Origin of the sequence: Prescottella equi (assembly GCF_002094305.1) — a bacterium.
Taxonomy (GTDB): domain Bacteria; phylum Actinomycetota; class Actinomycetes; order Mycobacteriales; family Mycobacteriaceae; genus Prescottella; species Prescottella equi.
The window spans coordinates 280929-300768 of the sequence record NZ_LWTX01000005.1; the positions used below are offsets into that span (position 1 = coordinate 280929).

Consider the following 19840-nt stretch of genomic DNA (forward strand, 5'->3'; position numbering starts at 1 on the left):
GGTGATGCAGTGTCGACCGATCCCGATCGAACGCTTGCTTGATGCCCGTCAATGCTACACGGCGCCGCCGACCTGCCCGGTAGATCCGACCTGCGGTGCTAGCGTCTCCTTACCGTGGGGTAACCGAGGGGCGGGGGCAGCGCGATGGTACGAACCGGGACGAGACAGTCGCTCGAGGAGCGCCTGGAGGGCCGTCGCGTCCTGGTCACCGGCGCGGCCCGCGGGATCGGCGCATCCCTCGCCCGGCGCCTGTATGCGCGCGGCGCCCGGGTCGCGCTACTCGGACTCGAACGCGAACTGCTCGAACAGGTCGCGACGATGTGCGGCGGCGCTCCGTGGCGGGTGTGCGACGTCCGCGACGGCGAGGCGGTGCAGCGGGCCGTCGACGCCCTCGCCGACGACCTCGGCGGGCTGGACGTCGTGGTGGCCAATGCCGGTGTGGCGGCGCAACTTCCCCTGCTCGGCGGCGACCCCGACGTCATGACCCGCACCGTCGAGGTGAACCTGCTCGGGACGTACCACACGGTGCGCGCGGCGGGGCCGCTCGTCGCGCACCCCGGCGGGTACGTGCTGCTGGTCGCGTCGGCCGCGGCGGGAGTGCAGCTGCCGCTCATGGGCGCGTACGCCGCCAGCAAGGCCGCGGTGGAGGCGCTCGGCAATACGTTGCGCCTCGAGACGAAGCACCTCGGGTTGCGGGTGGGTGTCGCGTACCTCGCCGAGGTCGACACCGACATGACCGCGATCGGATTCGGAACCGAGGCCGCCGCCCAGATCAAAGGGCTCGGACCGTTCACCCGGGTCGCCCCACGCTCGGTGGGGGTGGACGCATTCGAGCGAGGCATCGCCACGCGCGCCCGGCGGATCTACGCGCCCCGCTGGGTGGCGCCGACGATGCGCCTGCGCATGCTCGTGCAGCGGGCGGTCGAGCTGCGCCCGCAACCGCGGATGGCCGCAGCCCTCGACGCTGCCCGGGCCGAGCACGCCCGACTCACCACGCCACTGCCGGACCGACCCGGGGAGACCGAGTGACCGCACACGACGAGAAGACCGGCAACCACACGGCGCCGCGCGTCCGGCCGGGACGTTTCAAGGAACTCGGGCCGGTGAACTGGGCCGGGTGGCGGGTACTTTCCCTCGGCTCCCGCACGCGCGACGCCAAGCTGTTCAGCACCCTCGGCCGCACCGGAGGGCTGTTCCGCGGCTGGTTGCACTACTCGGGCGTCCTGATGCTGCTGCCCGGCACCAAGCTGTCCCGGTTCGAGATCGAACTCGTGGTGTTGCGGGTCGCCCACCTGCGCGGATCCCGCTACGAATGGCAGCACCACGTGCGGCTCGGCCGGCGTGCCGGCGTCACCCCGCAGATGCTCGACCGCGTCCTCGCCGGCCCCACCGACCCCGACTGGTCGCCGCGGTTCCGGGCGATGCTGGCGGCGACGGACCAGATGGTCGTTACCAAGAACGTCGACGACGCGACGTGGGCCACGCTCGCCGAGCACCTCGACGATCGGCGGCTCGTCGAGTTCTGTCTCCTGGTGACGCAGTACGACGGTTTGGCCACCACCATCGACACCCTGCGAATCCAGCCCGACTTCTGATTCGCCGGCGGTGGCACACTGGTGGCGTGGATCCTGAGCAACTCCGAACCGACTTCTCCCGATTCATGATGACGTACCGGTTCGGCATCACTCAGCTGCTGACCAAGGTGAACATCCTCAAGGACGAGTTCACGCACATCAATCTCTACAGCCCCATCGAGCACGTGACGTCGCGGCTCAAGACGCCCGAGAGCATCATCCGCAAGGCGAACCGCATCGGCTGCCCGCTCACCCTCGACGACGTCCGCGAGCAGATCCTCGACATCGCCGGGGTCCGGATCACGTGCAGCTTCATCGCCGACACGTACCGCATCGCGGACATGATCACGAGCCAGCCGGACATCGAGGTCCGCGAGGTCGAGGACTACATCGCCAAGCCCAAGCCGAACGGCTACAAGAGCCTGCACCTGATCGTCGAGGTACCGGTGTACCTGAGCGACCGCGTGCAGCAGGTGCCGATCGAGCTCCAGATCCGCACCATCGCAATGGATTTCTGGGCCAGCCTCGAGCACAAGATCTACTACAAGTTCAATCGCGAGGTGCCGCCGGAACTGCTCGCCGAACTCACCGAGGCCGCGGAGACCGCACACCGGCTGGACATGAAGATGGAGCGGCTCAACGAGGAGTTCGCGAAACTCAAAGCGCAGGAGGGTGTCGCCGACGAGGCCCCCGCGCTCGAACTGCCGCCGCAGTTGCTCGACGCATTGCAGGTGCGCCTGTCCGAATGACGCGGCCCGCGCGCTGCTCATAGTTGTCCCGCGGTTGCAAGTCTCCGGACCGACATGTGACCATTCCGACGATGGGCGGTATTCGATTGCTGCCGTTCCCTGTTCGCCGGTAGCGTCTGCACGTTCGGCCGCGACAGTCGTCCGTGCCACCGATCCGGTAGGAACTGCATGTCCCAAGACGTCCAGGCGACCTCGCGTCCCGACGCCCCCGTACACGACAATCCCAATCACGACCGCCGCTGGCTGGTGCTGTGCATCGTCGCGCTGGCCCAGCTCACCGTCGTGCTCGACGGCACCATCGTGAGCATCGCACTGCCCGACGCCCAGAAGGAACTGGGCATCAGCAACCTGGACCGGCAGTGGGTGGTGACCGCCTACGCGCTCGCCTTCGGCGCGCTGTTGCTGCTCGGCGGCCGCATCGCCGACTTCTGGGGCCGCAAGCGCTCCTTCATGGTCGGGATGGCGGGCTTCGCGATCGCGTCGGCCGTCGGCGGCTTCGCGCAGACCGGCATGCAATTGTTCGCCGCGCGCGCCGGGCAGGGCGTGTTCGCGGCCCTGCTCGCGCCCGCCGCGCTGGCGATCCTCACCACGACGTTCGTCGGAGAGAAGGAGCGTGCCAAGGCGTTCGCGGTGTTCGGTGCGATCTCCGGCGGCGGCGCCGCGATCGGCCTGCTGCTCGGCGGCGTGCTGACGCAGTACGTCGACTGGCGCTGGTGCCTGCTGGTGAACATCCCCGTCGCGATCTTCGCGATCGCGGTGACGCTGCCGATCGTCAAGGAGACCAAGGCCCACGGCGACACCAGCTACGACCTGCCGGGTACCGTGCTGGTCGCGATCGGTCTCGGCTCGCTGGTGTACGGCTTCACCAAGGCCGAGCACGGCTGGCTCGAGACGCAGACGCTGGTGTTCATCGGCATCGGCCTGGTCGCCCTCGTCGCATTCGTGCTGGTGGAGAAGAAGTCGGCGAACCCGCTTCTGCCGCTCAGCGTTCCGTGGCACCGTGACCGCGGCGCCGCGTTCATCGGCTCGGCGCTGGTCGGCGCGGCGCTGCTCGGCGGCACGCTGTACCTGACGTTCTACCTGCAGATCGTGATGGGCCTGAGCCCGGTGATGTCGGGTGTCGGGTCGCTGCCGATGGCGTTCTTCATCGTCATCGCGTCCACCATCGCGGCGCAGCTCACCACCCGCATCGGCCCCAAGCCGCTCATGGTCGTCGGACCGATCTTCGCGGCCGTCGGGCTGTTCCTGCTCACCCAGATCGGCGTGGACACGTCCTACTGGACGCACGTGTTCCCGGGCCTGGCGATCTTCGGTTTCGGCCTAGGTCTGCTGATGGTGCCGATGCAGAACCTCGCGCTGCTCGGCGTCCCCAACCACGACGCCGGCGCCGCCAGCGCACTGGCCAACGCGACACTGCAGGTCGGCGGCGCGCTCGGCACAGCCCTGTTCACCACGGTGTACGCGTCGGCCAAGAGCGCGTTCCAGGCCGACAACCCGGCGCCCACTCCCCCGCCCGGCTTCCCGGCCGACGCGATCCCCACCGACCTCGCCAACGCGACGCCGCCCACGGCCGAGCAGATCGCCGCCATGCCCGCGCCCGCGCAGGACTTCGTCGGCAAGATCATGGACTGGGTGTTCGGCACCGAGGTGTCCGGCTACGCGCACGCGTTCGGCTGGGCCGGTGCGCTCATCCTCGTCATCAGCCCGCTGGTGATCGTCCTGGTCCGCGCCAAGAAGGGCGATCTGCCCACCGAAGGCGCCGTCGGGATGCACTGACCGTTCCTCCCCCATTCCCCCTCGGGAAGCTGAAGGGTCCGTTCGTGCGCTGCCGGCGCATGAACGGACCCTTCAGCTGCTACCGGGGCCGTCAGAGCGCGGCCCGCAGCACGTCCTCGAGCGGGGTGGACGGCCGTCCGATGAGCCGCTGCAGGTCGCCGCTGGTGACGTCGAGGACGCCGGTCGCGACACCGGCGTCGGCGTCGGCGAGGACCGCGGCGACGGGCGCGGGCAGGCCGACGGACTCGAGGACGCCCTGGTACTCCGCGACCGGCAGGTTCCGGTACTCGACGGGCTTGCCGGTGACGTTGGAGATGGCCTGGGCCAGTTCGGGGTACGACACGTGCTCGTCGCCGCCCAGCTCGTACACTTTGCCGGCCTGGTTCTCGTCGGAGGTCAGCACGGCGGCCGCGGCCTCGGCGTAGTCGGCACGGGCCGCACCCGCGACCCGGCCGTCACCGGCGCTGCCGACCAGGACGCCGCGCTCGGCGGTGCCGGCCAGGTCGGTGCTGTAGTTCTCCCAGTACCAGCCGTTGCGCAGCAGCGCGTGGTCGATGCCGGACTCGGCGAGCAGCCGCTCGGTGACCTGGTGCTCCTGCGCGAGCCGGAGCGTGTTGTTGGGCGCGTCCGGGATGGACGTGTACGCGACGAAGCCGACGCCTGCGGCCTTCGCGGCGTCGATGATGTTGGTGTGCTGCGGCACCCGCGCACCCACCTCGCTGCCGGAGATCAGCAGCAGCTTGTCGACCCCGGCGAGGGCGGTCTCGAGCGCGGCGCGGTCGGCGTAGTCGGCGGTGCGCACCTGGACGCCCTGGGCCTCGAGGTCGGCGGCCTTCTGCGGGTTGCGGACGACGGCGACGACGTCGGATGCGGGAACACCGCGCCGCAGCAGGGCGTCGACGGCGAGGCGGCCGAGGTGTCCGGTGGCACCGGTGACGGCGATGGTCATGAGAACTCCCAAGGTTGAACCTTCAATGCTTCGTTCGCCCTCCATGATGCACTTATTTTTCGTAAGTGCAACTGTTTGGGTCAGCACTGATTGTTTGGCAGGTAGTAACCTGAAGTACGTGAGCAGCGACCACCAGCACTTCGACGACCCGACCCTCGAGGCCGACGTCTTCGCGCGCGACTGCCATTCGCGGGGCGCGCTGCTCAACGTCACCGGACGCTGGGGCACGCTCGCCCTGGCCGCACTCGCCGAGGGCCCGTACCGGTTCGGCGCGCTGCGCCGCCGGGTGGACGGGGTGAGCGAGCGGATGCTGGCGCAGACGTTGCAGCAACTCGAGCGCGACGGCCTGGTGCACCGCGAGGTCCGCGAGACGATCCCGCCGAACGTCGAGTACAGCCTCACCCCACTCGGCGAGGAGATTGCCGAGCGTCTCACCGGCCTGATCGATCTGCTCGAATCGCACATGCCGGACATCTATGCGGCCCAGAATCGGTACGACGCACGCTGACCGAGACGACGACGGGGGTGGCCATGCCGAGCCTGACCAGCAGGGCCATGCCGTTGGCCATCGCAGTGCTGGGGCGACGCCGTCCGAGCGCCGACGACATCCGCCGGGAGATCGCGGCGCTGCAGGCCCGGCCGAAGCCGTTCGCGCCGCCGTCGTCGCTGGGGCGCACCCTCAACGTCACCGCGTCCACCTCGGCGGCGGGGTGGCCGGTGTTCACCGTGACCCCGCGCGGGATGGCGCCGTCGGCGCGCGTGCTGTACCTCCACGGCGGCGCCTACATCCGGGAGATCACCCGCCACCACTGGAAACTGGTGGCGCAGTTGGCGTCCGCGGGCGCGTCGGTGACGGTGCCGATCTACCCGGTGGCGCCGCGCGGGACGGCGTCGCACGTGGTTCCGGCGTCGGCCGACCTCGCCGAACATTTGGCGAAGCACGACGAGCCGCTGGTGATCGCGGGTGATTCGGCGGGCGGCGGGCTCGCGCTCGCGGTGGCCTTGGCGCTGCGCGATCGCGGCACCGCCGCCCCCGCCCACACCGCGCTGATCTCGCCGTGGCTGGACGCGACCGGGGAGCACCCGGAGATCCGCGAGATCGCCCCGCGCGATCCGTGGCTGCACCCAGCCAGCCTCACGGTGGCCGCCGACGCCTACCGCGGCGAACTGGATCGGGAGCACCCGTGGGTGAGCCCACTGAACGGCGATCTCACCGGCCTCGGCCCGATGACGCTGTTCACCGGCACCCGCGACATCCTCAACGTCGACGCCCGCCGCTTCCGGCCACTGGCGTCCGAGGCCCGGGTGTCACTCGACTTCCACGAGGCGCGGGAGATGATCCACGTCTACCCGCTGCTCCCGATCCCGGAGGGCAAGAAAGCCCGCACAATTCTGTGCGGGCTTCTCGCGGACTAGCTCTTCGGGCGGCGGACCGTCAGAAGTTGATCATGTGGCCGGCGAGGCCGTGGATGGCCTCCTGCAGCGCCTCGCTGAGCGTGGGGTGCGTGTGCACGTTGCGGGCCAGCTCGTTGACCGTGAGGTCCCACTTCTGGGCCAGGGTCAGCTCGGGCAGCAACTCCGAGACGTCGGGGCCGATGAGGTGGCCGCCGAGCAGCTCGCCGTACTTCTTGTCGGCGATGAGCTTGACGAAGCCGTTGGGGTCGTTCAGGCCGTGAGCCTTGCCGTTCGCGGTGAACGGGAAGGTGGCGACCTTCACGTCGTAGCCCTCGGCCTTGGCCTGCGCCTCGGTGAGACCGAAGCTGGCGACCTGCGGCTGGCAGAACGTGGCGCGCGGCATCATCCGGTAGTCGCCCAGCTCCATCGTCTCGGCGCCCCCGATGGTCTCGGCGGCGACGACGCCCTGAGCTTCGGCGACGTGCGCGAGCTGCAGCTTGGCGGTGACGTCACCGATGGCGTAGATGCCGTCGACGTTGGTGCGCATGCGCTCGTCGATCGCGATGGCGCCGCGGTCGGTGAGGGCGACGCCGGTGTTCTCGAGGCCGTAGCCCTCGACGCGCGGCGCGAAGCCGACGGACTGCATGACCTTGTCGACGGTGACCGTCTCGATCTCGCCGGACTTGTTGTCCTTGATGGAGACGGTGACGTCGGAGCCGTTGTCGACGATCGACTGGACGGCCGCACCGGTCTTGATCTTGACGCCGAGCTTCTTGTAGTGCTTGGCGATCTCCTTGGAGACGTCTTCGTCCTCGTTGGGCAGGGCGCGGTCCAGGAACTCGACGATGGTGACGTCGACCCCGTAGTTGGAGAGGACGTAGCCGAACTCCATGCCGATGGCGCCGGCGCCGACGATGACGATCGACTTCGGCAGGTCGCGGGTGAGGATCTGCTCCTCGTAGGTGACGACGTTGTCGCTGAGCGAGGTGCCCGGCAGCAGCTTGGTCACCGAACCGGTGGCGATGATGACGTTGTCGAAGGTGACCGTCTCGGTGCCGCCCGAGCTGAGGGCGACCGAGATGGTCTTGGCATCGACGAACGTGCCGCGACCGTCGAACTCGTCGATCTTGTTCTTCTTCATCAGGAAGTGCACGCCCTTGACGCGGCCGTCCGCGACCTTGCGGCTGCGGTCGAACGCTGCACCGAAGTCGAAGGACACGTCTCCCGACATGCCGAACGCCTTCGCCTCCTTGTGGAAGATGTGCGCCAGTTCGGCATTGCGCAGAAGCGCCTTGGAGGGGATGCAGCCCACGTTCAGGCAGACACCACCCCAATACTTCTCTTCGATGATGGCGGTCTTGAGGCCCAGCTGTGCCGCGCGGATAGCAGCGACGTACCCACCGGGACCGGCTCCGAGGACAACGACGTCATAGTGTGAGGTCACGAGGCCCTAGCGTAGCCCCGCCTCGATCGGCTGTCCCGGGTTGGTGCTTACTCGCAAGTAAGGTCACGGAACGCGGCCATGACCCCGAACACACCTGCGACCCCAGCCGCCGATGGCGACTGGGGTCGGAGGTGCGAATGCGTCAGCTGAACGAGATGGCGCTCCCGAGGTCACCGACGGTGCTACCGCCGAAGACGCTTCCCCGGCTGAGGCTGAGGAAGATGTCGAGCAGACCCGACATGGAGCCCGTGACCGCCCCGGAGAACGAACCGAGGTCGATGGCGTCCAGATTCATGGCAATCGCCTTTCTTGCTGCGCTGGGTGATTCGGATCAGGAGAGCTCGGTGACCGAACCGAGGTTCACGATGTTGCCGATGATGAGCTGGATGAGGCCCAGGAGATCCGCGTTCATTGTTACTCCTATTTTCGTGGTGGTGGATACTGTTCGTGATTGCTGCGTGATTTCTCACGCAGCGGGTCTGGAAGTTCGCCGGCCGGGGGACCCCGCTACCCCGGATTCGTCTACTCCCTGCTCATCCCGCCCGTTCGGCACCAGCTGCGGCGTGACCGTGGTGTGCCATCCGCCTGCCTCCCGGTCGGGAAGACGATCGGGTTTATTCGACCGTGATCGAAAGATAATCTAGGTATCGTCGTCCTGTACGCGTTTTCGTTACACCAACTGGGCAACTGTCCAGGTTGCCGGGAAATTCACCCGCCCCCTCACCCCTCGGACGCCGGGCGGCGACGCGACTCGGCCGACACAGGCCGCTCGTTCCGCTCCGGCGGCAAGCGACTCTCGCCCATCAGTTCGAGATGGGGAAGGGGCCAGGCACCAGTCTCGGCGATGACCGTCTCAGGTCGTGCCGGTCGCATAGTTACGAAGAACCGCAACCGGTTCCGGTCGGTAGGCGACTGGACGTCAGGAAATACAGGCGCATGAGCAGCGCCCGATGTGAACCCGCCGGGGATGTCTGATCGATCCTCGTCAGGCACGGCCCGTTTGCGCCCCCACACTGAACGCGGAAAAGCGGGTGCTGAGCCAACATCGGGGTTAGCTGCGCCGTGATGAGGCGCGGCGGCATCTGGTCGAGGCTGGAGATGGTCCGATCCGAAGGCTCGAGATCCGCGCCTGAAACAACTGCCGCAGCCACATTTGATTACGCCTGGATCGCGAGCCGGTCAGATCCGCACTCCGACCCTGCAGGGCGATGATCCCATGGCGCTCGGCGGACCACCCTCTCGACCGACGCCCGCTGAACCTGCTGGACACCAGAAGATGACCACCAATTCTGTCGTGCATTCGGCTTCATCCAGCTGAGAAGGTGCGGACGCGAACCGATCTCGCATCCGCACCTTCTATCGCGCTAGGTCAGGAATGAAGGATGCCTGCGCCACTGTTCAGGACTGGGAACGCCCCGGCGGACGGGAACTGGACGTCGGTCGGTACGCAGCTGGTGCCTGCTGTCACCGTTCCGGCGAAGGGAACCGAGACATTCGAGTCGAAAGCGTAGAAGTTCCCCGCACGGAACCCGTACTTCCCCTCGTTCTGGGTCGCCGCGGTGCCGTTTCCTCCGTTGCCAGTGGAGAGCTTGGGAGCGACCGTCGACGTCTGGATGACGGTCAAGGTCGGCGGGGTGTAGCTACCACCAGCGGTGACCGAAGGGATGGAGATCTCGATGATGGCGTTCCCCGTCGGGGAGCTCGTCGTCTTGGTTGCGGTTGCGGTGCCGGTGTAGCCCGATCCGCCCGACAGCGAGTGCGACACGTACGTGCTGCCGTCGATCTGGACTCGAATCTTGATGTTCGTGAGCGAGGTCACCGTGTAGGTGGGACGCCCGGGAACAGTCGTGGGGACCGACTGCGCACCAACGGCGACGGCGAACGACTGGTTGGAACCTGATGTTCCGTGGGTGACTGTCGTCGAGAACGGCTGAGCCTGGTCCTGCGCCTGCGTAATCCCGAGGACGGTCGCGCTTCCGTAGCAGGACATGGAGAAGTTGGTAGTGGTCGATCCGATGGTCGCCGACGCCGCAGGGGCGACGCTCAGAGCGATTCCGGCGGACGCCGCCACGGCGCAGAGTGCGATAGGCAGCTTCCGGTTGATCTTGGACATGCGATCTCCTTCGTTCTGGGTTGGTGATCGATCCTTGATGTCGCCGACTTCCGGAGGGTCAAACTTCTGGTCGCCTTCGGCTGAGTCAGCGATTCCTCCACTCGAGGTTGGGTGTTCGGTCGATCATTGACTGGGTCACGGATTCGACCAAAACTGTTCTTCGAGAAACTGTTTCGTGATCTCCAGGTGGAGTGCGACAGACGCTAGACGCCTGGAGCCCACTAACCCAGCGATCGTTTCGAAAATGACAAGGATTCACGCCGTACGCGTCGCAGACGAGAGTTCGTCTACAGCGAACCCGCGGGCATGACGGATCGTCCACCCCCGGTGCCCACTTCTGATGATCACGGAAACAGCGCGCACCGCTACCACCGATTACGCATCGTGATAGGCGAAAGCGAGGCGATCTCACACACGTCACGGTGTGCCGCTTCGCCCATACCGGCCGGAAGGATGGCCGGCCACCGACCCGAGCACTCCTTCAGCCACTCGCCCGCCTGCGCTTATCGAGTTGTGGGAGCTCCGCGCGGGCTCGATCAGAAAGACAAGCCCCCCATGGAATCCGGTCGCTGAGGCATTCCTCGGGCCGCCTCCTCCGAGCAATCCCCTTCCCACCTGGCCAAACGCAAACAGGCGGTCCGGTACGCACCTGGAACGTCGTCAGCTGAGATCGCCCGCAGAGAATGATCGGACGTCCTACGAGACGGCAAATCTGATCAAACACCCGAACACATCGGCACGGTCGGCTTACCGTATGCGCCATGGGGAGAACATCGGGTGTCTCGTCGTCGCACGGAGAGCCACTGAACGCAGTGGATCGCTTCTTGATCGATGCCCTCGTGCAGAACGGCCGCGTCTCCTTCACCACCCTCGCGGCCCAGGTCGGCGTCTCGGGCACCACTGTGCGCCGGCGTCTCGCGGCACTCGAACGGCGCGGGGTGATCCGCGGCTACACCGTGGTGGTCGATCCCGGGACTCTCGGCGAGCCCACCACGGCCCTGTTCAGCATCAAACCGCGGGGGCAGGCACCGGCGAGACGATCGATTGCCGACAGGCTGCGCCGCCTACCGCAGATCACCGCGAGTTTCACCATGTCGGGCGATCGTCCGAACATTGCGGTCGGCCGGTTTACCAGCCCGGAGAAGGCAGAGTCCCTCGCCGCCCGGCTCCGGGACGACCTGAGTGCCCGGGTGAACATCGACTTCGTCCTCAAGACGAGGTTCGGCGACGCCGTCTGGTCACCCGATTCGACGACCGCTCCGGCGCTGCGCGACACCGATCGGACCTTGATCGACCTACTCATGATGGACGGGCGCGCGTCGCTGGACTCCCTCGCCAAGAAGACGCACCTCTCCAAGTCCACGGTGCACAAACGCCTCCAGGTGCTCCAGGAACGCGGGGTGATCCGCGGCTACACCACGCTGGTCGATTCCGGAGCACTGGGGCTGCCCGTCACCGCCGTCTTCGCCATCAAGTCGAATGCCGCGACCGCCGTCGAACCGTCGAAGTTCGGCAAGCTGCACGGCTTCCCCGAGATCGGGGCCTGCTACACACTGTCCGGCCGCAGATCGTCCGTGGCCGTCGGCACGTATCGGGACATCGCCGCCGCCCGCACCGCGGCCGACCGGCTCGGCGAGCAACTGCACACCGTCGTGAACGTCGACTTCGTGCTCGCCACCGACTTCGATCGGCACCAGTGGCCCCGACACCGCGGCGGCGGGCAACAATGTTCCTATGACGAAGCACCCGGTGACCTCCAGCCCGTCCGATGATCCCCACCTCTGGCTCGAGGACGTCACCGGCGACGACGCCCTCGCCTGGGTCCGCGAGCACAACGACAAGACCGTGGCCGACTTCGCCGGCACCACCGCGTTCGAGCAGTTGGAGTCGAAGGTTCGCGCGATCCTCGACACCGACGCGCGCATCCCCTACTCGCGCCGCCGCGGGAAGTACCTCTACAACTTCTGGCGCGACGCCGACCATGTGCGCGGGCTGTGGCGGCGGACCACGATGGACCAGTTCCGGCGCGACACCCCCGAATGGGAGATCCTCGTCGACGTCGACGAGCTCGCCGACCGCGAGGGTGAGAACTGGGTGTGGTCGGGCGCGCAGGTGCTGCGCCCCGAGCAGAACCTGGCGCTGATCAGCCTGTCCCGCGGCGGCGCCGACGCCGTCGTGGTGCGCGAGTTCGACCTCGAATCGTTGACGTTCAAGGACGACGCCGACGGCTTCCGCATCGAGGAAGCCAAGACCGACATCGGGTGGATCGACGCCGAGAGTGTTTTCGTCGGAACCAATTTCGGCGACGGCACGCTCACCGACTCCGGCTACCCGCGACTGGCGAAGCGGTGGCGCCGGGGCACCCCGCTGGCCGACGCCGTCACCGTGTTCGAGGGTGAGCAGACCGACGTCGCGATCTCCGCATGGCACGACAGCACCCCTGGGTTCGAGCGCAGCTTCGTCGAACGGGCCGTCGACTTCTACACGTCGCAGCGATTCCAGCTCCTCGACGACGGTTCGCTGATCCGCATCGACACCCCCGAGGACGCGCGCATCTCCGCGTACCGGGAGTGGCTGCTGGTGCGTCCGCGCTCCCCGTGGACCGTCGGCGACACCACCTACCCGGCCGGGTCGCTGCTGGCCGCGAAGTACGACGACTTCCTCGCCGGCTCCCGCGAGCTCACGGTGCTGTTCGAGCCCGACGAGCACACGTCGCTCGAGCAGTACTCGTGGACCCGGAACCACCTGCTGATGGTGACGCTCTCCGACGTCCAGTCCCACGTCCACGTCCTCACCCCCGGCGAGAACGGCTGGAAGACAACACCGCTGGAGGGCCTCCCGGAGCTGACGTCGACCGAGATCATCGACACCGATCCGCGCGAGAGCGACGACTTCTTCCTCAACTCCAGCGGCTACCTCACTCCGGCGACCCTGTTCTCCGGCACCGTCGGCGGACCGCTCGAGGCGCTCAAGTCGGCGCCCGCCTTCTTCGACACCGCCGGACTGGCCGTCGCCCAGCACTTCGCCGAGTCCGCCGACGGCACCCGCATCCCCTACTTCGTGGTGCGGCGCGAGGGCGCGCCCGTAGGTCCGACGTTGCTGTACGGCTACGGCGGCTTCGAGAACTCGATGACGCCCGGCTACAGCGGCATCAACGGCACCGCGTGGCTGCAGCGCGGCGGCACCTACGTGGTGGCGAACATCCGCGGCGGCGGCGAGTACGGGCCGCAGTGGCACACGCAGGCAGTGCGCGAGGGCCGGCACAAGGTCTACGAGGACTTCGCCGCGGTGGCCCGCGATCTCGTCGACCGCGGCATCACCACCGCGGAGCAGCTGGGCGCGCAGGGCGGCAGCAACGGTGGCCTGCTGATGGGCGTCATGCTCACCAAGTACCCGGAGTTGTTCGGCGCCATCGTGTGCCAGGTGCCGCTGCTCGACATGAAGCGCTACCACCTGCTGCTCGCGGGCGCGTCGTGGATGGCCGAGTACGGCGACCCCGACAACCCCGACGACTGGGCGTTCATCTCCGACTACTCGCCGTACCAGAACACCAGCGCCACAGCGGCATACCCGCCGATCCTCATCGCCACGTCCACCCGCGACGACCGCGTCCACCCCGGGCACGCCCGGAAGATGGCCGCGCGACTCGAGGACGAAGGCCACGAGGTCCACTACTACGAGAACATCGAGGGCGGGCACGGCGGCGCCGCGGACAATGCGCAGGCCGCGTTCAAGTCGGCCCTCACCTACACGTTCCTGTGGGACAAGCTGGCCCGGTGACCGCCCGACGTCGTTTCGGCGCGGTCCCGGTTCTCGTCGCCGCCGCGCTGCTCGGCCTCGCACCCGCAGCCGGGGCGGGCGGCGTCCCGAACTCGGCTGCCCTGCAACCGGCGTCGGGCGCGCTCATCACCCGGGTCGAGAACATCACCGACCGCTGGGTCCGAGTGTTCGTGTACTCGCCCGCGATGCAGTCGGAGCAGGAGGTGCAGGTGCTGCTGCCCCGCGACACCTCCGTGCCGCATCCGAGCCTGTACCTGCTCGACGGTCGGTCCGCCTCCCCCGGTCTGAGCACGTGGACCACGCAGGGTGACGCTGTGAAGTTCTTCGAGGACAAGCCGGTGAACGTCGTCCTGACCACCGGTGGCCGCGCCGGGTACTACACCGACTGGGACCGGCCCGACCCCGTCCTCGGCATCAACAAGTGGGAGACGTTCCTGGCCCGGGAGCTGCCGCCGCTGATCGACGACCGGTTCGGCGGCAACGGCATCCGCTCGATCGCGGGACTGTCGATGGGCGCACAGTCCGCGATGATGCTGGCGATGCGCTCGCGCGGCCTGTACCGCGGCGTCGCCGCCTACAGCGGGTGCTACGAATCCGCCACACCCCTCGGCCAGGCGCAGATGGCGTCGACCGTGACCATCGAGCGCGGCGGCATCGAGAACATGTGGGGCCGGTTCGACGACCCGAAGTGGGCCGAGCACGACGTCCTCCTGGGCGCCGAGAAGCTGCGCGGCACCACGCTGTACGTCTCCACGGGCACCGGTGTGCCCGGGCCGCACGAGACCCTCGACAACCCCGACCTCGTCGCGCACGTGGTGCGCGGCGGACCGGTGGAGGCCGGTGCCAACTTCTGCACCCGCCGGCTCGACGACCGCCTGCGCGCGCTCGGCATCGCGGCCACCGTCGTCTACAACCCGGTGGGTGTGCACGCGTGGACGTACTGGCGCGACGAACTGGCCAGGTCGTGGCCGACACTCGCGACCTCCCTGGACATCTGACCCGACAAACGAAGGCGGCCCCTGCGCAGTCTGCGCGGGGGCCGCCTTTCGAAACTCGGGGTGGAGACTAGCTCAGCGAGCTCAGCGAACCGGTGTCCAGCGAGCCGGAGGCTGCGCCGCCGCCGGCGCTGCCCGAGCTGAGGCTGTTGAGCGCAGACACGAGGGACTTGACGGCATCGAGGATGGCGATGATCTCAGACGAACCCATGGGGACTCCTGCAATTGCTGTGTGGTGGTACGCCCCTGATCGAAGCGCTGCGGTCAATATAACGGTGCGGATACAGGAATGCACCGGATTGACGCATTAACACGGGATGAAAATCGAGGGTGAGATCAACCGAGGTCACGGATCCACTCCGCGATTCGATCGACCGTGCTGTCCGGGGTGCTTATCCACCCGTTGTGGCCCAACGGTTCGGGTTGGTGCCACACGGTCACCTCGGAACCCGACAATTTGTTCAAAAGGTTGGCCGACGCGCTGCGCGGTGCCAGGTCGTCGCCCTCGATCGAAATCGACAGCACGGGCAGTTTCAGCCGTCCGATCCGCTCCTCGTAGTCGATGTCCGCGCCTGCCGGCTCGATACGCCCGCTGCGCGCGAACCGCGACCAGTCCGAGATCAGCACCCGCGACTGCCGACCGAAACCGCCGACGTCCAACCGGTCCCCGGGCCAGAACCCGGCGACACTCGCCGTGATCGACATGGCCGCCGAACCCAGCAGCACGCCGGGAGAGCGGGTTCCGGGAAAACCTCGGTAATACGGCGAACCGGACGCCACCAGGATCAGCCCGCCCAGCCGCCCTCGGATCCGAGCCGCGTACATCACTCCGAGTTGCCCGCCCATGCTGTGCCCCAACAGGAACGGCGTGCTGGCGTCGAACCGCTCCCGAACCACCTCGAACATCGCCGGCAGGTCCACCGACACCAGTTCCTGGTAGCCGAACGCGCTCGACGCGCTCGGCCGCGGCCGACTGTCCCCCTGCCCGCGCAGCTCGCACGTCGCCGCGCAGAAGCCGTGGTCGACAATCGAATTGGCGAACCTGTCGTAGAACGCGCCGGGGATACCGAGCCCCGGGACGATCACCACGACGGGCGCACCCTCGGGCCCGGGAAACAGCCGGACCGGCGTCGTCGTCCCGTCGGGCATCTGGATCGGCACGGTCTCCACCACGGTTCGAGCCTATGCCCACGCCGTCCGCGAGACCCGGCATTCGGCGGCGCTGCCTACGCCGAGAGGTCACACACCACCTGTCGGCGTCACACAGCGAATGCGTGCGCACGCGGTGTGTGACGCCCACGAACGGTGTGTGAACTCGACCGCGCCGGGTTCGACGGCGGCGCCCCACACCACACCCCGAACCGAAAGATCAGGGTGCAGATCGGGGGGAATCCCGATGGTTTCACGGCCCGCCGCGCACCAGACTCGATGTCATGACCTCCAGCGAATTGCCCCGCCCGTTCGTCCGCTCCAGCAGCCAGCGCATGCTCTCCGGCGTGTGCGGCGGCATCGCCGAGTACTTCGGCATCGACGTCAACCTCGTGCGCGTCGCCGCCGTCGTCGGCGCGTTCGTCTCGTTCGGCACCGTCGCGCTGATCTACCTCGCGGCCTGGATGATCATGCCCAGCGAGTGACCGCTGCACCGCGGCGGATGCGAAATGCGAGAAGCCCGGGACACCGTGATGGTGTCCCGGGCTTCTTCGTCTTACCTGAGCTCAGGCGTTCCGATCGTCAGATCAGAAGTCCATGCCGCCCATGCCACCGGTCGGGTCGCCCATCGGAGCAGCGGCCTTCTCCGGCTTGTCGGCGACGACAGCCTCGGTGGTCAGGAACAGAGCCGCGATGGACGCAGCATTCTGCAGCGCCGAGCGGGTGACCTTGACCGGGTCGTTGATGCCAGCAGCCAGCAGGTCCTCGTACTCACCGGTGGCGGCGTTGAGGCCGCTGCCGGCGGGCAGGTTGCGAACCTTCTCCGCGACGACGCCGGGCTCGAGGCCCGCGTTGAACGCGATCTGCTTGAGCGGCGCCTCGAGAGCAACCTTGACGATGTTGGCACCGGTGGCCTCGTCGCCCTCGAGCTTCAGGTCGTCCAGGACCGGCGAGGACTGCAGCAGAGCCACGCCACCACCGGCGACGATGCCCTCCTCGACCGCAGCCTTGGCGTTGCGGACGGCGTCCTCGATGCGGTGCTTGCGCTCCTTGAGCTCCACCTCGGTGGCAGCGCCGGCCTTGATGACGGCAACGCCACCGGCCAGCTTGGCCAGGCGCTCCTGCAGCTTCTCACGGTCGTAGTCCGAATCCGACGCCTCGATCTCGGCGCGGATCTGGTTGACGCGACCGGCGATGGCGTCGGCGTCGCCGGCACCCTCGACGATGGTGGTCTCGTCCTTGGTGACGACGACCTTGCGGGCGCGGCCCAGCAGCTCGATGCCGGCGGTCTCGAGGGACAGGCCGACCTCTTCGCTGACGACCTCGCCACCGGTGAGGATGGCGATGTCGGCGAGCTGTGCCTTGCGGCGGTCACCGAAGCCCGGAGCCTTGACGGCGACGGACTTGAAGGTGCCACGGATCTTGTTGACGACCAGGGTCGACAGGGCCTCGCCCTCGACGTCCTCGGCGATGATCAGCAGCGGCTTGCCGGCCTGGATGACCTTCTCCAGCAGCGGCAGCAGGTCCTTGACCGTCGAGATCTTGGAGCTGACGAGCAGGATGTACGGATCCTCGAGGACCGCTTCCTGACGCTCGGCGTCGGTCGCGAAGTACAGCGAGATGTAGCCCTTGTCGAAGCGCATACCCTCGGTGAGCTCGAGCTGCAGGCCGAAGGAGTTCGACTCCTCGACGGTGATGACGCCTTCCTTGCCGACCTTGTCCATCGCCTCGGCGATGAGCTCGCCGATCGTGGAGTCGCCCGCCGAGATCCCGGCGGTGGCAGCGATCTGCTCCTTGGTCTCGACCTCCTTGGCGGTGTCGAGCAGCTTGGCGGTGACGGCCTCGACGGCCTTCTCGATGCCGCGCTTCAGACCCAGCGGGTTGGCGCCGGCAGCGACGTTGCGCAGGCCCTCGCGGACGAGCGCCTGAGCCAGGACCGTAGCCGTCGTGGTGCCGTCACCAGCGACGTCGTCGGTCTTCTTGGCGACCTCCTTGACCAGCTCGGCGCCGATCTTCTCGTAGGGGTCCTCGAGCTCGATCTCCTTGGCGATGGAAACACCGTCGTTGGTGATCGTGGGGGCGCCCCACTTCTTCTCCAGCACGACGTTGCGACCCTTGGGTCCCAGCGTCACCTTGACGGCGTCAGCGAGGCTGTTCAGGCCACGCTCGAGGCCGCGACGTGCCTCTTCGTCGAACGCGATGATCTTGGCCATTGCGAAGTGATCCTCCGGATTGGGGGTGACACACGGAGGCGATCGCTCGTCGGATCGCCCCATTTACGCTTCCGGCCAGGCTCGGTGCCCGCGACGGACGACCAGGGGTGTCTAGGTACCCGGTCTCACCGTCCCGACCTGGCACTCACGTGTCGCGAGTGCCAAGTGCCTTTTTAGCACTCGTAGGGGGTGAGTGCAACGTCCGGGAGGGGCCTGCACGGTCACGAATGGGGCGCCCGATCGTTACCGACCGAGGCAGGTCTGCCCGGTCTTCAGATTCCACGCGAACGACAGCGGACCCATGCAGTTGACGCCGCCCTGCTCGGCCGTCGCACCCGAGCCCCAGCCGGCGACCGCGAACGTCGCGAAACCGTCGTCGGCCCACGAGTGGGCGATGCCGCCACCGATCGCCAGCGCGAGCGACTGACCGTTGCCACGCGACGCGCTCAGCGCGGTGCCGTAACCGGTCGCGAGGCTGTTGGACGAGCCCAGATCCTGCGCGACCGACACGGCAGTGCCGCTGTCCATCGCCGCCGAGCGGGCCACGCCCTGCTCGAAGGCCTGCGCGCCACAGCTCGCGAACTCCGACACCTGGATGTCGTTGGGCGACATCGGGGACGTGCACACCACGGGCGCGGCCGACGCGGAACCCGCACCGATCAGCGAAATGCCCGCAGCCAGACCGATTCCCGCGACAGCGGCAACCGCCGTCCGAGTCATCCGTCGACCGAGGTTCGAGATCGCACCGAAGCGGGAAATGGTCGACATGCAGACTCCTTCACGAGCGGGAAAGCAGAGAGCTGAGCGTGCCCGGAACAGTACCCGCAGCGGACCGCGATACCCGGGATTTCGATAGCACGCCGAAGAAGCTCGGCGCGTCACCCGAGCCGATCGAGCAGCGCCGGCAGGTCCGCGACCGAGTCGAGGATGTGGTCGGGCCGATCCACCGCCAGATCGAGCACCGGCTGCCGGAACTTGCCGGTGCGCACCAGCACCCCGGTCATGCCCACCCGCTGCGCCGGCAACACGTCGCTGCGGAAGTCGTCACCCACCATCACAGTCGACGCCGGATCGGCGCCCATCAGTTCGGCCGCGGTGAGGAAACCCGCGAGCGACGGCTTGCCCACCGACACGATCCGCGACCCCGACGCGTCCTCGAGGCCCGGCAGGTACGCGCCCGTGTCCAGTCGCAGCCCGTCCGACTCGGACCACATCAGCGCGCGGTGCATCGCGACCACCGGCACGCCCGAGACCATCAGGTCCAGCACCCGGCTGAGCGCCTCATGGGTGAACTCCGGGCCCGCGCCACCGATCACGACGACGCGCGGGTCGACGTCGTCGAACTCGACGTCCGGCATGTCGGCGCGGATGTCGCCGTGATTGAGCAGCAGCACCGGCTCGCCCGGATACGTCGAGCGCAGGTACTCGGTGGTGAGCCGCGCAGCCGTCACGATCTCCTCCGGCCGGACGTCGAAGCCGGCGGCACCCAGCGCCGCCGCGATCTCGTCGCACGTCCGGGACGTCGTGTTGGTGAGGAACGCGCGGACGCCGCCGCGTCGGCGCACCTCCGCGAGCGCCTCCACGGCGCCCGGCACCGGCTTCCAGGAGGTGACGAGCACCCCGTCGATGTCGAACAGCACGCCCTCGACCCCGGTCATGAATCCGAGGGTAACCAGCGCGACCGGTCCGTGCTGCGCTGCCGG

Annotated in this window: 19 protein-coding genes; 10 read left to right on the top strand and 9 right to left on the bottom strand. The window is 67.9% G+C overall.

Annotated features, from left to right (window positions below; translation table 11 throughout):
- Positions 1-144 precede the first annotated feature (144 nt).
- The 4 genes from A6I89_RS15220 (at position 145) to A6I89_RS15235 (ending at position 4099) form a co-directional block, all read left to right on the top strand.
- On the top strand, positions 145-1029 hold the full coding sequence (locus tag A6I89_RS15220; RefSeq protein ID WP_022597632.1) for an SDR family NAD(P)-dependent oxidoreductase: 885 nt from the start codon (positions 145-147) through the stop codon (positions 1027-1029).
- On the top strand, positions 1026-1595 hold the full coding sequence (locus tag A6I89_RS15225) for a carboxymuconolactone decarboxylase family protein (protein WP_022597634.1): 570 nt from the start codon (positions 1026-1028) through the stop codon (positions 1593-1595). Before A6I89_RS15220 ends, A6I89_RS15225 begins: the two co-directional genes overlap by 4 nt.
- A 26-nt stretch (positions 1596-1621) precedes the next feature.
- Positions 1622-2323 carry a GTP pyrophosphokinase gene (locus tag A6I89_RS15230; protein WP_005517982.1) on the top strand — a complete coding sequence of 234 codons (702 nt, stop codon included), beginning with the start codon at positions 1622-1624 and terminating at the stop codon, positions 2321-2323.
- A gap of 168 nt (positions 2324-2491) precedes the next feature.
- The gene (locus tag A6I89_RS15235; RefSeq protein WP_005517981.1) at positions 2492-4099 is read left to right on the top strand and encodes an MFS transporter; all 1608 of its coding nucleotides are present in this window, start codon (positions 2492-2494) and stop codon (positions 4097-4099) included.
- 91 nt (positions 4100-4190) lie between these two features.
- Here A6I89_RS15235 and A6I89_RS15240 read toward each other — a convergent pair whose 3' ends face one another.
- Entirely contained in the window at positions 4191-5048 is an 858-nt protein-coding gene (locus tag A6I89_RS15240) for an SDR family oxidoreductase (RefSeq protein WP_022597636.1), read from the bottom strand.
- 118 nt (positions 5049-5166) lie between these two features.
- Here A6I89_RS15240 and A6I89_RS15245 point away from each other — a divergent pair, with 118 nt between their 5' ends.
- Positions 5167-5556, top strand: coding sequence for a winged helix-turn-helix transcriptional regulator (locus tag A6I89_RS15245; RefSeq protein ID WP_005517978.1), 390 nt, complete (start codon positions 5167-5169; stop codon positions 5554-5556).
- 23 nt (positions 5557-5579) lie between these two features.
- Entirely contained in the window at positions 5580-6464 is an 885-nt protein-coding gene (locus tag A6I89_RS15250) for an alpha/beta hydrolase fold domain-containing protein (RefSeq protein WP_044991391.1), read from the top strand.
- A 19-nt stretch (positions 6465-6483) separates the two neighbouring features.
- Here A6I89_RS15250 and lpdA read toward each other — a convergent pair whose 3' ends face one another.
- The 3 genes from lpdA to A6I89_RS15260 all read right to left on the bottom strand — a co-directional run bounded on the left by lpdA (position 6484) and on the right by A6I89_RS15260 (position 10000).
- Entirely contained in the window at positions 6484-7887 is a 1404-nt protein-coding gene (gene lpdA / locus A6I89_RS15255) for a dihydrolipoyl dehydrogenase (RefSeq protein ID WP_005517976.1), read from the bottom strand.
- A 142-nt stretch (positions 7888-8029) separates the two neighbouring features.
- Positions 8030-8182: a hypothetical protein gene (locus A6I89_RS24645; RefSeq protein WP_005517973.1), complete on the bottom strand. Its 153-nt coding sequence runs from the start codon at positions 8180-8182 to the stop codon at positions 8030-8032.
- A 1074-nt stretch (positions 8183-9256) separates the two neighbouring features.
- Complete coding sequence (locus tag A6I89_RS15260; protein ID WP_022597640.1) at positions 9257-10000, bottom strand: hypothetical protein; 744 nt, start codon at positions 9998-10000, stop codon at positions 9257-9259.
- A gap of 761 nt (positions 10001-10761) precedes the next feature.
- Here A6I89_RS15260 and A6I89_RS15265 point away from each other — a divergent pair.
- From A6I89_RS15265 to A6I89_RS15275, 3 genes are read left to right on the top strand one after another with little or no spacing between them, the layout of a single operon-like run.
- On the top strand, positions 10762-11772 hold the full coding sequence (locus A6I89_RS15265) for an Lrp/AsnC family transcriptional regulator (protein ID WP_232244784.1): 1011 nt from the start codon (positions 10762-10764) through the stop codon (positions 11770-11772).
- Positions 11735-13780, top strand: a complete 2046-nt coding sequence (locus A6I89_RS15270; RefSeq protein ID WP_044991352.1) for a prolyl oligopeptidase family serine peptidase — start codon at positions 11735-11737, stop codon at positions 13778-13780. Before A6I89_RS15265 ends, A6I89_RS15270 begins: the two co-directional genes overlap by 38 nt.
- A complete protein-coding gene (locus tag A6I89_RS15275; protein ID WP_022597646.1) occupies positions 13777-14778 on the top strand; it encodes an alpha/beta hydrolase in 1002 nt (333 codons plus the stop codon). Before A6I89_RS15270 ends, A6I89_RS15275 begins: the two co-directional genes overlap by 4 nt.
- A 67-nt stretch (positions 14779-14845) precedes the next feature.
- Here A6I89_RS15275 and A6I89_RS24650 read toward each other — a convergent pair whose 3' ends face one another.
- Both A6I89_RS24650 and A6I89_RS15280 read right to left on the bottom strand, forming a co-directional pair.
- A complete protein-coding gene (locus tag A6I89_RS24650) occupies positions 14846-14986 on the bottom strand; it encodes a hypothetical protein (protein WP_005517953.1) in 141 nt (46 codons plus the stop codon).
- Positions 14987-15111: 125 nt separating this feature from the next.
- Entirely contained in the window at positions 15112-15945 is an 834-nt protein-coding gene (locus A6I89_RS15280; protein ID WP_005517951.1) for an alpha/beta hydrolase family protein, read from the bottom strand.
- A gap of 263 nt (positions 15946-16208) precedes the next feature.
- Between A6I89_RS15280 and A6I89_RS15285 the strand changes: the two genes are divergently transcribed.
- On the top strand, positions 16209-16409 hold the full coding sequence (locus tag A6I89_RS15285) for a PspC domain-containing protein (protein WP_005517949.1): 201 nt from the start codon (positions 16209-16211) through the stop codon (positions 16407-16409).
- 102 nt (positions 16410-16511) lie between these two features.
- Here A6I89_RS15285 and groL read toward each other — a convergent pair whose 3' ends face one another.
- The 3 genes from groL to A6I89_RS15300 all read right to left on the bottom strand — a co-directional run bounded on the left by groL (position 16512) and on the right by A6I89_RS15300 (position 19795).
- Entirely contained in the window at positions 16512-18137 is a 1626-nt protein-coding gene (groL, locus tag A6I89_RS15290) for a chaperonin GroEL (RefSeq protein ID WP_005517947.1), read from the bottom strand.
- A gap of 243 nt (positions 18138-18380) precedes the next feature.
- On the bottom strand, positions 18381-18905 hold the full coding sequence (locus tag A6I89_RS15295) for a DUF6764 family protein (RefSeq protein WP_005517944.1): 525 nt from the start codon (positions 18903-18905) through the stop codon (positions 18381-18383).
- 110 nt (positions 18906-19015) lie between these two features.
- Complete coding sequence (locus tag A6I89_RS15300; RefSeq protein ID WP_041674837.1) at positions 19016-19795, bottom strand: HAD-IIA family hydrolase; 780 nt, start codon at positions 19793-19795, stop codon at positions 19016-19018.
- Between the last annotated feature and the right edge of the window lie 45 nt (positions 19796-19840).